Source organism: Bradyrhizobium sp. 134 (assembly GCF_023074155.1).
Taxonomy (GTDB): Bacteria; Pseudomonadota; Alphaproteobacteria; order Rhizobiales; family Xanthobacteraceae; genus Bradyrhizobium.
Map to the genome: position 1 here is coordinate 184,775 of NZ_JADPKX010000045.1, position 13,258 is coordinate 198,032.

General features: G+C 61.5%; 18 protein-coding genes and 1 pseudogene. 7 read left to right on the top strand and 12 right to left on the bottom strand.

Annotated elements, in window-relative coordinates; translation table 11 throughout:
• Nucleotides 1-4: 4 nt before the first annotated feature.
• The 5 genes and pseudogenes from IVA75_RS15750 to IVA75_RS15770 form a co-directional block, all read right to left on the bottom strand.
• Nucleotides 5-550 carry a flavin reductase family protein gene (locus IVA75_RS15750; RefSeq protein WP_247290439.1) on the bottom strand — a complete coding sequence of 182 codons (546 nt, stop codon included), beginning with the start codon at nt 548-550 and terminating at the stop codon, nt 5-7.
• Between the two features lie 9 nt (nt 551-559).
• Nucleotides 560-1,789: an acyl-CoA dehydrogenase family protein gene (locus IVA75_RS15755; protein WP_247290441.1), complete on the bottom strand. Its 1,230-nt coding sequence runs from the start codon at nt 1,787-1,789 to the stop codon at nt 560-562.
• 106 nt (nt 1,790-1,895) lie between these two features.
• Nucleotides 1,896-3,164, bottom strand: coding sequence for a CoA transferase (locus tag IVA75_RS15760; protein ID WP_247290845.1), 1,269 nt, complete (start codon nt 3,162-3,164; stop codon nt 1,896-1,898).
• A gap of 237 nt (nt 3,165-3,401) precedes the next feature.
• Nucleotides 3,402-3,808 (bottom strand): annotated as a pseudogene (locus IVA75_RS15765) (GNAT family N-acetyltransferase).
• Between the two features lie 72 nt (nt 3,809-3,880).
• Entirely contained in the window at nt 3,881-4,180 is a 300-nt protein-coding gene (locus IVA75_RS15770) for a hypothetical protein (protein WP_247290442.1), read from the bottom strand.
• A gap of 363 nt (nt 4,181-4,543) precedes the next feature.
• Here IVA75_RS15770 and IVA75_RS15775 point away from each other — a divergent pair, with 363 nt between their 5' ends.
• The 3 genes from IVA75_RS15775 (at nt 4,544) to IVA75_RS15785 (ending at nt 7,023) form a co-directional block, all read left to right on the top strand.
• Nucleotides 4,544-4,744 carry a hypothetical protein gene (locus IVA75_RS15775; protein ID WP_247290444.1) on the top strand — a complete coding sequence of 67 codons (201 nt, stop codon included), beginning with the start codon at nt 4,544-4,546 and terminating at the stop codon, nt 4,742-4,744.
• 24 nt (nt 4,745-4,768) lie between these two features.
• Nucleotides 4,769-5,200 (top strand): response regulator, encoded by a 432-nt coding sequence (locus IVA75_RS15780; RefSeq protein ID WP_247290446.1) that lies wholly within the window; start codon nt 4,769-4,771, stop codon nt 5,198-5,200.
• 272 nt (nt 5,201-5,472) lie between these two features.
• Nucleotides 5,473-7,023: an FAD-dependent monooxygenase gene (locus tag IVA75_RS15785; protein ID WP_247290448.1), complete on the top strand. Its 1,551-nt coding sequence runs from the start codon at nt 5,473-5,475 to the stop codon at nt 7,021-7,023.
• Nucleotides 7,024-7,458: 435 nt separating this feature from the next.
• Here the strand turns inward: IVA75_RS15785 and IVA75_RS15790 are convergent, their stop codons facing one another.
• Together IVA75_RS15790 and IVA75_RS15795 are read right to left on the bottom strand one after the other, a co-directional pair.
• Complete coding sequence (locus IVA75_RS15790; protein ID WP_247290450.1) at nt 7,459-8,322, bottom strand: hypothetical protein; 864 nt, start codon at nt 8,320-8,322, stop codon at nt 7,459-7,461.
• A 42-nt stretch (nt 8,323-8,364) separates the two neighbouring features.
• Entirely contained in the window at nt 8,365-8,832 is a 468-nt protein-coding gene (locus tag IVA75_RS15795; RefSeq protein ID WP_247290452.1) for a hypothetical protein, read from the bottom strand.
• Between the two features lie 196 nt (nt 8,833-9,028).
• On the opposite strand from IVA75_RS15795, the gene IVA75_RS15800 reads away from it, so the two are divergent.
• Nucleotides 9,029-9,241: a hypothetical protein gene (locus IVA75_RS15800; protein ID WP_247290454.1), complete on the top strand. Its 213-nt coding sequence runs from the start codon at nt 9,029-9,031 to the stop codon at nt 9,239-9,241.
• Between the two features lie 126 nt (nt 9,242-9,367).
• On the opposite strand, the gene IVA75_RS15805 is transcribed toward IVA75_RS15800, so the two are convergent.
• From IVA75_RS15805 to IVA75_RS15815, 3 genes are all read right to left on the bottom strand, one after another.
• Nucleotides 9,368-9,583, bottom strand: coding sequence for a hypothetical protein (locus tag IVA75_RS15805; RefSeq protein WP_247290456.1), 216 nt, complete (start codon nt 9,581-9,583; stop codon nt 9,368-9,370).
• Between the two features lie 128 nt (nt 9,584-9,711).
• A complete protein-coding gene (locus IVA75_RS15810; protein ID WP_247290458.1) occupies nt 9,712-10,488 on the bottom strand; it encodes a DUF4261 domain-containing protein in 777 nt (258 codons plus the stop codon).
• The gene (locus tag IVA75_RS15815) at nt 10,485-10,787 is read right to left on the bottom strand and encodes a hypothetical protein (RefSeq protein ID WP_247290460.1); all 303 of its coding nucleotides are present in this window, start codon (nt 10,785-10,787) and stop codon (nt 10,485-10,487) included. The genes IVA75_RS15810 and IVA75_RS15815 overlap by 4 nt, the downstream gene beginning before the upstream one ends.
• Before the next feature lie 206 nt (nt 10,788-10,993).
• On the opposite strand from IVA75_RS15815, the gene IVA75_RS15820 reads away from it, so the two are divergent.
• Both IVA75_RS15820 and IVA75_RS15825 read left to right on the top strand, forming a co-directional pair.
• Complete coding sequence (locus IVA75_RS15820) at nt 10,994-11,194, top strand: hypothetical protein (RefSeq protein WP_027566628.1); 201 nt, start codon at nt 10,994-10,996, stop codon at nt 11,192-11,194.
• On the top strand, nt 11,191-11,397 hold the full coding sequence (locus tag IVA75_RS15825; RefSeq protein WP_247290462.1) for a hypothetical protein: 207 nt from the start codon (nt 11,191-11,193) through the stop codon (nt 11,395-11,397). The genes IVA75_RS15820 and IVA75_RS15825 overlap by 4 nt, the downstream gene beginning before the upstream one ends.
• Here IVA75_RS15825 and IVA75_RS15830 read toward each other — a convergent pair.
• Nucleotides 11,391-11,660: a hypothetical protein gene (locus IVA75_RS15830; RefSeq protein ID WP_027566626.1), complete on the bottom strand. Its 270-nt coding sequence runs from the start codon at nt 11,658-11,660 to the stop codon at nt 11,391-11,393. The two genes, IVA75_RS15825 and IVA75_RS15830, sit on opposite strands and share 7 nt — an antisense overlap.
• Nucleotides 11,661-11,982: 322 nt before the next feature.
• On the opposite strand from IVA75_RS15830, the gene IVA75_RS15835 reads away from it, so the two are divergent.
• Complete coding sequence (locus tag IVA75_RS15835; RefSeq protein WP_247290464.1) at nt 11,983-12,543, top strand: hypothetical protein; 561 nt, start codon at nt 11,983-11,985, stop codon at nt 12,541-12,543.
• Nucleotides 12,544-12,673: 130 nt separating this feature from the next.
• On the opposite strand, the gene IVA75_RS15840 is transcribed toward IVA75_RS15835, so the two are convergent.
• On the bottom strand, nt 12,674-12,922 hold the full coding sequence (locus IVA75_RS15840) for a hypothetical protein (RefSeq protein ID WP_027566624.1): 249 nt from the start codon (nt 12,920-12,922) through the stop codon (nt 12,674-12,676).
• Nucleotides 12,923-13,258 lie beyond the last annotated feature (336 nt).

Here is a 13,258-nt window from a genome sequence, read left to right on the forward strand (position 1 = left end):
TGCGCTAGCCGTCGGCGAGAAATCGGCCGAACGCGCCGCGCGCGAAGAGCAGCGGCTCCTTCGCATTGTAAGTATAGGCCTCGACCGCACCGAGAAAGATCACGTGGTCGCCGCCGTAATAGCGATTGACCGAGCGGCATTGAAAATTGGCGACGCTCTCGGCGAGCACCGGCGCGTTGCCGAGGCCCGGCGTCCAGTCGACACCGGTGAACTTGTCATCAGACGACTTGGCGAATTTGCTCGCAAGCGCCTGTTGCGAAACGCCAAGAACGTTGACCGTGAAATGACTGGCGTTCTGGAAGATGGTCAGACTAGAGGAATAGACGACAAGGCTCCAAAGAACCAGCGGCGGATTCAGCGAGACCGAGGCAAACGAATTGCACGTCAGGCCATAGGGCTTGCCGTCAGGCGCAGCGGCTGTGATGATCGTCACCCCCGTGGCGTAGGTGCCTAGCGCACTGCGGAAATCACGGGGATCGATCGGCGAGTTGTCGCTCGCGAGTTCGTTGGCCGGATCGGGAACGGCCGGCTGCTTCGGCAGATCATTCATCGGCCGGCCTCACAGCGTGAGATTCTCGGACGGCAGGCCCAACGCCACGCGTCCATAGTTGGTCCCGGCTGCATCGAAATTGAACGCGAGATGCGAATTGATCGCGTGCGCATCGCGGAACTGCCGCTGCAACGCGCCCGTCGTGAACAGGCCCCGCGCTCCGCTCGCGGCGAACAGCATCGACACCGCATCCGTGCAGAAGTTTACTGAAAAGGCGCCGTCGCGCCGATATCTGGTCTTGGTCGCCATATCGGGGATATGCCCCCGCCGTGCATCCTCCATGGCATTCAGACAGGGCGATCGCATGATCAGGCGTGCAGCGTCGATCTTCGCCGAGGCCTCGGCGATCTTGATCTGGGTGCTCTGAAAGTCGCTCAGCCTGGCGTGGTTGTAGGTGGAAATGCGATGACGGACGACCTCCGCATAATCGTCGAGACACGCCTGCGCGTTCCCCAGCGCGACGCCGGAGAGGACGTAGGGAAACAGCGAGAATACCGGGAGCGCATACAGCGGGTTAGGATTGAGCTTGCTTCCCGGCGTCGGACCGCCGTCAAGATCGCCGACTGCAACCGTCATGTCCTCGGGCACGAAAGCGTCCCTGACCTCCACGTCGCAAGACCCCGTCCCGCGCAGCCCCGCGACATTCCAAGTGTCGAGGACCTTGTAGTCGGCTTTCGGCAGCAGAAATATCCGATACTCGATGCCGTCCGCCTCGTCGTCGGAGTAGACGACGCTTGCAAGCATGTTCCATGCGCAGGAGGCAACGCCCGAGGAGAACGGCCAGCTGCCATGGAGACGGTATCCGCCCTCCACTCTCGTGGCACGTCCGGCAGGAAAAATGAACGAGGACGCGATCAGTGCGTCCGGATCAAGGCCCCAGACCAGATCCTGCGCCGCCGGCTCGAACATGCCGAGCATCCAGTGATGGCTCGCCAGATTGGCCAGATTCCACGCCACCGACGCGTCCGCCTGTCCGAGCAAATCCGCGCAGTCGATCAAGGCGACATAATCGAGTTCTGCGCCGCCAATGCGCTTGGGCTGAAGCATCCGGAACAGGCCCGCGTCGTGCAGATCCTTCTCCGTTTCGGGCGGCAAATGCCGCAACTCCTCCGTCCGCGCCGCCCGCTCCCGCAGCCGCGGGACGAGCGCGCGGGCCTTCGCGACCATTGCCGCATGGGCAGGTTCGTCGAATTGCGCCCCTGCGGGTTGGCCCGCGCTCGGCTCTTGACCAGGCGCCATTCGTATCCCTCGCTTTCACGCATTTATGCGGCTGGAACATCGCCAAATCAAGCGGATGCAGCGAAAGGGCGCGATTTGCACGTCCCAAGGGAACGACCGCTTGGGTTCAGACCTGCTCCGATGGATTGCCCGATCCAAAAGCCCCCTTTTGGTTGAACTCCGAGATCCGGCGCTCGTCATAACCGAGCGTATCACGCAAGACCTGCTCGGTGTGCTCGCCCAGCAATGGAGCAGCCACAGGATCAATCGGGCCGGTCAAGCTCATGGCAATCGGCGGCTCGATGTTCGGGACCCACTCTGCCGTACGATGTGGAATCCGGTTCAAGCGATGGCGCTCTCGCGCCTCCGGCGCATTGAACCCCTCCTCTACCGTCCGGAGATAGCCGACCGGGATATTGGCCAGCTTCATCTTGGTCATCCAGTTCTCGAGAGTATCGCTCGCAAAGACCTCCGCGATGGCTGCCCGCAGAAGCTCCTTGTTCTCGGAACGCGCCTTGCGCGAGGCAAACTGCGGATCGGTGATCAGTTCCGGCCGGTTCAGCACCTCGACAACCAGCCGGCGATAGAGCCGGTCGTTCGCGCAGGCCATGTAAAGCGCCCCATCGGAGGCCTCGTACACGCCGACGGTAGGAGAGCCACTCGGCGAATTACCAAACCGGCCGGGATTTTCGCCGTTGATCAGATAGGCCATGCCATAGAAGCCGGTCATGCCCATCGCGACGTCGAACAGGGCGACCTCAACATGCTGACCGCGACCGAGCCGATCCCGCGCCAGCAGCGCCATCAGGATGGCGTTGCAGGCAGACATCCCCGTCGCCATGTCCACGATCGGCGGGCCCGTGCGAACCGCCGGGCCATCGGCAAATCCGTTGAGCGACATGAAGCCGCTTTCCGCCTGCGTGATCGGATCAAAGCCGGGACGCGAGGCAAACGGTCCGGTGCGCCCGTAGGCGGAGATCGAGCAATAGACTAGCCGCGGATTGAGCGGCGCAACCGTTTCATAGTCGAGGCCAAATTTCTTCATGACCCCGCTGGAGAAGTTCTCGACGACCACGTCCGCCTTGCGAATCAAATCCAGCGCGATCTCACGAGCCTCCGGCACGGTAAGGTCGAGCGTGATGCCACGCTTGTTGCGATTGAGGCTCAGATAGGCAGCGCTCTCTCCACCGATCTCGGCGTGTTCATACGCACGCGTGTCATCGCCTCCGTCTGGATTCTCGATCTTGATGACGTGCGCACCGAAATCAGCAAGCGTCTGCGTACAGGCCGGGCCGGCAACCACACGCGTGAAATCGACGACCAGCAGACCGTCGAGCGCGGTAGGCGCCCCCGTCGCGCGCGACGAACGTTCCGGCAATTGAGGCTTGGTGGGCATCGACGGCGCTCCCTTACATCGGCTTATGGTTGCCGAATTTCCCGCAGGAGCAAACTTAAAGCCCGGCACCGCTGACTTCGCAAGTCCTTCGCCCGCATCGCTTCAATACGCAAAAAGGGCCCGGCAGCTGTCAAGCTGCCGGGCCCTTGGACGTTCCGTGTTGCGCTTCATCTCGCGCTGACCATTTTCCGTAGCGGGAATCGCGTTCCGCACCACGGGAAACCTGGCTCCACTCGCTTAGCGAAGCCGCGCTCGCCAGCAAAGCGTATGCGCCCAGGCCCAGGGCACATGGGGTTCGAAGAGCCGATAGCCCGCCCGGATGAAATTATTCGCAGACACCGGATTGTCCGTCGTATCCGAGACGATGCTCTTCCATCCAACATGCCGTGCCCTTGCCTCGATCACCCGCATCAGCCTGCACTGAAGGTCACGTCCCCGGTGCCGCTGCAACACACCGACCCTGGAGAGACAACCGCCGTTTCGAAGGTGCGTTGACGGCACGACACCGGCGAAGGCTACTGCCTCATCGCCGTGATAGGTAAGCCACCAGGCCCCTAACTCGAATTGTACAAGGGAGCCGCATCGAAGTACGTCAACCGATGAAGATCGGCGATGTCGTCATCGGATGCATCGACGATGCGAATTCTCTACATGAGACGGTCCGTTGGCGAAGGATGACGCGAGTGGAATGCAGCAAATGTCGTCGCGGCTGAGGCTCACTTCCCGAGCACGAACTTGACGCTTAGCCCAACCACGCCCATCAGGCCGGTCGCGATCACTGTAATCACGGCCTTGAGCGTGTAGCTCTGCGCCTGCTCCACGCTCCTTCGCCATCGGCGCAGGTGCTGAAAATCCGCCCTTAGCTCTTTTCGATCGTCATCGTCTATTCCGAAAGACGCCAGCACCGATGCCACTGCCCGCAATACGATGGCATCGATGTTCGGCTGCTGAAGCCTGTGTTGCTCAGCCAGCGTCTCGGCAACGACCGCCCTGATTTCGTCATCTGCCATCTTCACCGCTTGATGATCCTCTCAATGTTCGCGAAGCCGCGCTTGGCGAAGTAGGAGACAACCAGATTAGCTCCGGAGACAGCAGCAGCGCGAGCACCGGCCCAGCGCCGCGGGCCGGCACGTTCGCGCGTACGCGGCCAGCAATGGCACGGCCGGCGGCGCGCCGATCGGCGCTCCAGGTTTGACGAGTACGTGGCCGCAATGCGCCGCCGCCGTCCGATCTCGATCGAGACGAAAAAACCCGCGGCGGATGCGTTCCGCGCGGGTCAACCAAACTCGTCTCGATGATGGCATTATGCCGGTGTTTTGCCCGACGTGTCAAACGAACGAATTTGCTCAAGCTGCGTTAGACGATCAGGAGGCCGGCAGATGACGCTCAAAACTCCATCACAAGACACATCGCGAAATCTTCCACGACGAAAGCCGCGCATCGACAAGGAGCGCGACACGCAAGAGACCCTCGTTGAAGACGCCGGCGACACCGAAGACAACAAGCGCGATCTCGTGCATGGCGAGGGCGGCACCATCGACCTCCCCACCAGCCCCGGCGATTTGTCGAAGGACGATTAGGCCGCTCCGCAGGCGGCGCGACGTGTGAAACATCGCTCGTTCGACCACGCCGTGCCGGAACTTACGCCAAGGCGGGCGCGTTTATTCCTTCATCAGGAGGAACATTGTGCGATGAGCCACACCGTACTGGTTGTTGACGACGATCCCGGCGTGCTCGACGTCATCGTCGACATGCTGGAAGATCTTGGTTGCGCGGTGATCAGCTCCCGCAGCGGCGCGGATGCGCTCGAGCGGCTCAAGCAGAACCAGGATATCTCCATCCTCATCACCGACATCAACATGCCCGGTATGGACGGTCACGAGCTCGCCGAGCTGGCCAGGCGAGACCGCCCGGAACTGAAGATCCTGCAATTGTCGGGGCGTGAACCCCGGCGCGACGGCCTTCCCATGATCAGAAAGCCGTTCTCGTTCGAGGAACTCGCCAGCACCATGCAGCGGACCACCGGCATCTGCTGAAGGTCGCAAGCCCAAGACGTCGCAACAAGACGTTGCAAACCCAAACCCCAAAACAAAACCCGCGTCGGATCGCGTCCGCGCGGGTTGAACCACACTCTTTTCGATGATGGCATTATGCCGGTGTTTTGCCCGACGTGTCAACGCGGCGAACGCGGACAAAGGATTTCCCTCTCCCCACTCAGATATGTGGTGTGCAACGGGCTTGCTTCAAGCCCCCGACCCTGCCGTAGAACCCTCGACCCGAACACCATCCAAACCCGAGGGGTCATCACATGCCTGTACTGCTTCCGACGTCCCGGACGCGCGACCACAGCAAAGGGCCCGGCGCCCGTCGCGCGCAAGATCACGTGCAAGACCGCGTGAAAGACCACGCGGTGGTGATCGCCGGCGCTGGCCCGACGGGCTTGATGCTGGCCGCGGAGCTCGCGCTCGCGAACGTCGACGTCGCCGTCGTCGAACGGCGCGCCGATCAGGAACTGGTCGGCACGCGCGCCGGCGGCTTGCACGCGCGCAGCATCGAGATCCTCGACCAGCGCGGCGTCGCGGATCGTTTCCTGCGCGAAGGACAAATCACCCAGCTCGCGGGCTTCGCCTGGACCAGGCTCGACATCAGCGATCTCCCCACCCGGCACGCTTACGGGCTCGTACTGCGGCAGAGCCACATCGAGCGCATCCTGGCCGACTGGGTCAGCGAGCTCGCGGTGCCGATCTATCGAAACCGCGAGATGACGGGTTTTGCGCAGGACGAAACCGGCATCGACGTGACGCTGTCCGGCGGCGAGACCTTGCGCGCAAATTATCTGGTCGGCTGTGATGGCGGCCGCAGCCTGGTGCGCAAGGCCGCCGGCATCGACTTCGCAGGCTCCGATCCGACGCTGAGCAACCTCATGGCCGAAGTCGAGATGCGAGAGGAGCCAGCATGGGGTCTGCGTCACGACGCGCTCGGCTTTCACGGCCTCAGCAAGACCGAGAGCGGACGCGTGCTGGTGGTCGTGACGGAAGCGACGCTCGATCGCACGGGCGCGCCCGGTCCGCGCGATCTCAGCGACGCCCTCGTCGCCGTCTACGGCACCGACTTCGGCCTGCAAAACCCGTCCTGGATCTCCCGCTTCGCCGATGCGGCACGGCAGGCCGTGTCCTATCGCAAGCGTCGCGTGCTGCTCGCCGGCGATGCCGCGCATATCCATCATTCCGTCGGCGGACAAGGCCTCAACACCGGCGTGCAGGACGCCGTCAATCTCGGCTGGAAGCTCGCGCAAGTGGTCAAGGGTTTGTCGCCCGAAACCCTGCTCGACACCTACCACGCCGAGCGCCATCCCGTCGCCGCGCGGACCTTGCGCAACACCATGGCGCAAATCGCCCTGCTCCGCCGCGGCGAGGACGGCCTCAAGGCCGCGCGCGAAATCTTCTCCGAACTACTCGGCATGGACGAGCCGAGAAAACGCTTTGGCGCAATGATGAGCGGGCTCGACGTGCACTATGATCTCGGCCAAGGACACGCGCTGCTCGGGCGGCGCATGCCCGATCTCGACCTCACGGTCGAAGGGCGCCCGCTGCGACTATTCACGCTGTTGCGCGGAGCGCGCGGCTTGCTGTTCAATTTTGGCGAGAAGAACAGCTTCGATACCGCACCATGGGTTGATCGCATCAAGACAGTGGATGTCGAACACGACGGCGCCTGGGAGCTTCCGACCGTCGGACAAGTCGCAGCACCAAGCGCCGTTCTGGTGCGGCCGGACGGGCACGTGGCCTGGGTGAGAGATCAAGGCCATGACGGACTTGCGGACGCGCTGACGAGATGGTTCGGGGCGCCTGCGGCGTAGCGAGAAGCAGTGCACCCGCCGCTGAAACAACAGCCCGCGGTTCGCCGACGGCTGTTGAGTAACAGGTTTTTGGCGCGACTCAAGATTCGGATGTTGCACCGCTCGTCGGCCTCCGATCCGGCTGGGTTTCCCGCCAAGCCAAATGCCAGAACCGGCCTTTCCGATTCATATGCTAGCCCATCGGCGTCCATTGCGGCCATCCGGTGCCTGGACCTGCTTCAACGCGAGTTTGACGCCCTTTCGCTTCCGTGCTCATGCCTTATCCTGCGAACTCAGCTAAAGCTCTTCATAATCGGCATCGAAATTATTCTTTGCCCGAAGCTGCCGAGAACGCTGACTGCACCCGAAAGCCGGCCTATTATGCTCAGACTGAGTTTTGTCGTTCATGACTCAGAGCCGACCTCGCGTCTCTTAAGGTGACAGCCACTCAAAGGCTTACGCTCGTCGGCCGTCACTGGACGTCGAGGCACGCTGCGACTCCTTCAGGAGCCGCACCGTCATAGCAGTGGTAAGAGCTGTGGCGATCAGGTAGGCAGGGGACATGTTCCATCCGCTACCTGTGACCACTAAATAGCACAGCAATCCCGCGGCCGACACGGCGAAGCCAAGCCAGGCAAGCTTCGGAAAATGAAATCCACGTCCGCCGCGCCAAAGATCAAGCACAAGGTAGAACGCGAGAAAGGTATTGCATAGCGCTGCCGGCGGTAGAGCCATGACGATGCCGCGATCGAAAGCGAGATAGGACATTACACCGTCGACTTGAGCAATAACCGCGAACGGCAGATAGCGCAGATTGATGCAGGACAGGGCGATCGACGTAATCTCGAACGGGTAAAAGTATCGCTCATGCATCTTCGGCAGCAGGTAGGGCATGAACATGAGTGATGCACACGCGACGAGCAGAACAAACTCCGGCCCCACCCGTTTGGACTCCGCTATAAAAATCGACAAGGCAAATCCGCTTGCCGCTGTCAGCACCAAGCCGACGGCGACTCCGGCGGTGTACGGTGTGCCTGCGGCGAAGATCCAGATGTTCGCTGCACTTATGAAGAGACGATCAAAAGTATTGGCTTGGTCGACATAGACCCCCAACACGGAGACCAAGGATCTGCCCGCGATGAGAACCGGAATGGCGAGGACCATATAGACCCCGGGGACCGTTGCGAGCCATGCCAGGTGGATCCGGCGGCGCAACATCATACCCAACAAAAAAGGGCCCAAGAATACGCCCTGGGCCTTGACTGAAAAAGCCACCGCGAAAGGCAGAATGCCGTTTCGGTCTCGCATGAACAGCGTCACGGAAACCAGCGTGAAAAAGGTCCAGATCGAATCGGCCTGCCCCTACAATGCACCATTTAAGATCACCGTAGGGGCAAGCCAAACCGCGCAGAAGGCTAAGGACGCGCGCAATAGCACCCTTGTAGTGCGCCAGACCATCTGGGCGACAACGATGGCGCAACCGAATTCGAATACTGCCGAGATCATCTTCACGAGGGAAAGTGGCTGGCCAAGCCAATCAAATTGCGCGGCGATCAGGAGGAGATAGCTAAAAAACGGGGTGTAATTGGTGAAAGGTTCGGCCAGCGCGCCGAAACCGTGATCACGAGCAAAGGAATACCACGGGATCAGGAACTGAAAGGCGTCGACGGTGGCGTGCTCCCGGGTGAGGTAACGGAGCACAAGGCCTGCAAACCCGCACATTATTACCAAGGCGATCGCAAGCGGCCATTTGGTGAGCAAAGCCTCGTCTGGACTGTTGCAGCGCGCGGGCCCCGGCGACGTGCCGATCTGAATATTCTCTTCTGTCACGCTGTTACTGTTGCTGGTGATTCTTCAAGAACGAGACGAGATGTCAGAGCTTCATGTTGCAATCAACCTGTAAGTGTAGCTCGTCAAAGTAGCGTAAAATAAGTTGCGCAATTCGATGATTACCCGTAAAAGAATTGTTTGGTTAACCCCACGAGGGGCAACCATGAACGCGAAGACGAACGCCAGACCGCCGTAGATGCCTGCCGATCAGGCGCCGCCGGCAGACGCAAGCGATGCTGTAACCGAGCTGGACGGCGTCGAACTCAACGACTCCAAGCGCCAGCGCATAGGCGAGATCGGGGCGGCCGAGGCCGCGTTCCCCGATCTGATCGCCTTCCTTCCGCCTAACTGCAACCCGACCCGCGAGTTCGACCTTTCCAACACCAAGGTCAAAGAAGCCGTCATGTGAGCAATTAAGGGTGTGGTCGCGCAGTAAAGGCACCTTCGGAAAACTAGCCCGTCTGTTCTGGAGGCATCATGTCAAACCTCTAGCGACCTGGTACACCTTTCAGAGCAGTAGCTGCTAGCCACTCCATCAGGGGAAGAGCACTGCAAGAACGCCGTCGACGAAGGCCTGACACTCAGCGTGCGTTTTGAAGGCGCCCTTGTACTTGCCGAACAAGAAAACCGTTCGGCCGTGTCCCTTTCCGAAGAAGTATTGGCCCACGTGCTGGCCGCCTCCATCTTTGAGTTCAATGGCTAGGAGACTCTGGGCTGATTTGAGGTCCGCTTGAGGTAGCTTAATCTGCACGATATTGCTCCCAGGATTGAGCTGCCCCGACAGTTTAGTATGACTCGCACTGACTATGCATCATGGCTCTGGTGTCCGTTATCCTGAATGAGGCGCGCGCAACTCTCTTCGCGTATCGTTGCAGTCAGTTATGCCGAACCATCGGTACAGAAAAGAACGGGCAAGCCTTCAAATCGATCGGAGTCCTTGTAACGAGCCGAGAAGCGCTCGCGCGAGTCCCGACCAAACGTATCGCCGTCTTTGACCACGAGCCCGTGCTCAACCAGATAGACGGCAAGGCCGTCCACCTTGTTGACCAGCGTTGGAAGTGTCAGCTTGTGGGTCTCGAACTCGATTTCACGCTCAGCGAATGCCGACAGACCCATCGTTACTGCTCCGATGCCTGTCTCTGATCGGAAAGGCAATATGTCCACCCACAGTGAGGAAGGATAGTCGGGATACGGCGCAAACGATCGGCTGGACATGTCCAACCATAGTTCGGCGGATCGTGCGACCTTGCCATTCCATACAACGGCGCAACATTCCGGCACCGTCGCAATCAATGCGCCGATGACAGCCGTCGTCAGACGAGCGGCGGACAGCGGCTGCTGGCTTTGGCCTAGCACAGAGACGATCAGATGCCCTCGATGTCGCGCCGCGGCCGCCTTCGCCTGCGGCCATGTCGTGGAAGCGCGCGACCACAAGCCGGGATCGTCGGGAATGCGCGCCGGCATCGACATGACGGCAACAAGCTCGTTGCCACAGCGAATGAGCGGCGAGTTTGCCTCAGCCTGTTGCGCGTCTCCGTTCTCCGCAACATCAGTTGCCAGCTCCGGATGTCGCGCGCGGAGCGCCTTGGCAAGTGCCGACATGTCCGGCGTTGCAGGCGTGTCCAACAGGACCAAAGCGAGCAGTGAATTGCTCATCGGCTATCGCGCAGAAATTTTGGGAGCGAGACCAGATACATTTGCTCCCCGCCCAGAGGTTGAACTTTTACTTTGCTAGAACAAAACACGAACATCGTCAAGTCATCCTCTTCGCCAGCATCGGCTTGCGGGCCACACGCACGTTGTTCTGAAATCATCTCGCGCGTGATGATGTCATCGGCTTTGCTGCGCCGAGCTCGGCAGCGCTTGCGCCGGCGCAGAGGTCTCACATCCCGCGCTGATCCTCCGGCGCTTCCCTTCCCACGCGAGGTGAGCTGGCTTTGTTCAAAAGTGAACATTGGAATCGCAGGCACTCAAGTTGAGCAAGTCCCTCAACTGGCTCAACCCGCTCTCGCAATTTAATCCGCCGACATATCATATGCTGTGTCTCTCCCTCAAACGCGGGGCGTAAGCTTTATCCATCACCGCAAGGCAATTGGCGTCGACCGGTGATGAGAACGCCGAAAAAGCGCTCCCACCCCGCACACGAACGAGGGAGACGTGCATGCCGACACGACGACGATTCAAGCAGACCACGACACTCACCGAACGGCTGGCCGAGGAGGCCGCCCGGCTGCGCGAGGAAGCGCGCACGCTGGCACCGGGGCGCCGCCGCGAGATGCTGCTGCGCCGCGCGCGGCAGGACGAGACCGCCATGCACATCGACGCCTGGCTGCAATCGCCCGGGCTGAGGGCACCGTCATGATGCAGCAATATCGCGCTTATCTGGTCGGCGACAACGGCGTGTTCCGCTCCGCCGAGGCGTTCGAGGCCGCGTCGGATGCGAACGCCCTCACCTTCGCGCAGCAGTTCACGCGGCACGGGAAGGTGGAGGTCTGGCAGCTCGGCCGCAAGATCGCCGTGCTCGAGTCCGACTCCTACCCGCCGGAATTTCTCACGCGTCAATGATCGCGTGATGTCGAGGGCGGCCTGAAGGTCTCGATCGCGAACGAGAACTTGACCTGCATCACGGGACCTTTGGCATCGCGAACGTCGATCGCCATGGTCTGCCTGGCACCTGCGGGAGGCGCGGAGAGGATGGCATCGCGCGCCATGTCCGCGACCGACTTGGCGGCCTCCGCCTGAACGGCGCGCGCGCTGGCCAGCTCCAACCCTTCCTCGTCGAGCGCTACACCGGTGTCGTCGCGCAGGTCGAAATAATATCGGGGCATTGCAGCATCCTTTGCCCGTAATAGGCCCGAAGCGGACAAAGAGTTTCCGGCGGGCCCGAAAAAATCTGGTGGAATCAACAGGTTCCGGGAACCCGGGGTTTTCCCGACCTGCGCCTGCACTTCGCCTGCGTGTACCCATCCCAAGTCGATCCGGCAGGCAACGAGCGCCGGCCGCGCCGCCCCTCCCCCGTCATCTCTCATTCCAACGAAGGAGGATTTCGCCTGCTGTGTGCGCGGGGTCACGGATGCACGCGCCATGTCCGCCTATCACTCATCCCACGACGACGGCATGAGACAAAACAAACAACCAGACAGGTGGACCATGACGAAGACCCTGATGATCACGAAGATGGCGGCAGCGATCGTGTTGGCCAGTGTTGCGGCAGGCGTTGCGAGCAGCTCGGCTCAGGCCGGCTGGGGCGAGAACGGACAGTACGGCAACGCGCCGCAGGCGCGGCCCCAGTTCGGTCCCCATTTCAACGGCTATGGCGGCAACGGCGGCCAGCGCCCGGTGGTCTATCCCGGCCCCCGGCCGATGCCCCAGGTCAACGTCTATCCGCGGCCCGCGCCGCCGGTCTATATCCCGCCGCAGGTCGTGGTCCGGCCGGTCCAGTATCCGGTTGTCGTGAACAGGCCGGTGTACGTTCCGACGCCGCAGGTGGTGGAGAAGACTGTGGTCGTGCAGCGGCCCGCCACCGTGGTTGCGGCACCGGTCGCGGCGGCTGCGCCCACTCCGGTGGTCAACAACAACTGCAACTGCCTCGTGAAGGAATATCCGCAGGCCAGCGTCGTGGTGTTCAGGGATATCTGCACCAAGGAAAGCGCGACCTACACCAACCTGCCGCAGCAGACCACGCAGGCCGTGCTGCCGCCGACCCAGTAATCGCGCGGGAGCCCGCGCGCAGGATACGATGATAAATCGAACGCGGCAGCATCGCCTGCCGCGTTCGTGTCTCTTCTTGAAGCGAAAGCGACAGGTGCGAAGCGACAGGGGCGAAACGACATTCGGCCCTTCACTCCTCCGCAAGCTTCCCGACGATATAGGCATCCACCGTTTCGGCGAACGAGCGCTGCACGCCGACCGCGGTCCCATGCTGGTCGAGCGCGTCGCGCTGGAGCACGCGCAGGCCGCGGCCGCGCATGCAGATTGGCGCCGTGTTCAGATATTGATCGATGGCGCCCTTCGCGAGCGGGATGGCCTTCGGGTCGCCCCTTGCGATCAGAAGCCGCAAGAGGCTCTGGCATTCGGCCAAACCTGGCATGGGATCAGCGCCTCACGCGCGCGATTTCGCCGGCCGCTTGACCGGCTGGGTGTGGGTGCCGAACAGCGCCAGCAGAAACGCGACTTCTTCCTTCGAACCGACCTGGATCATGATGATCTCCTTTTCGCTAGGTTGGTCGGGCACAGCGGGCGGGGCGTTCGAGACAATCGGGTTTCAGCACTGTTTCAGGCGTGTTTCGTCGCGACGCGCGACATGGTCGTCTGAAATAGGAACAGCTGTTCGGGCTAAAGGTTATCGGTGCGTCGGTCCGGATGCACGACCGGCTACCCCCCACGGCCTCAGCTCCGCCCCCGGGCTGGGGCCGTTTCTTCCCCC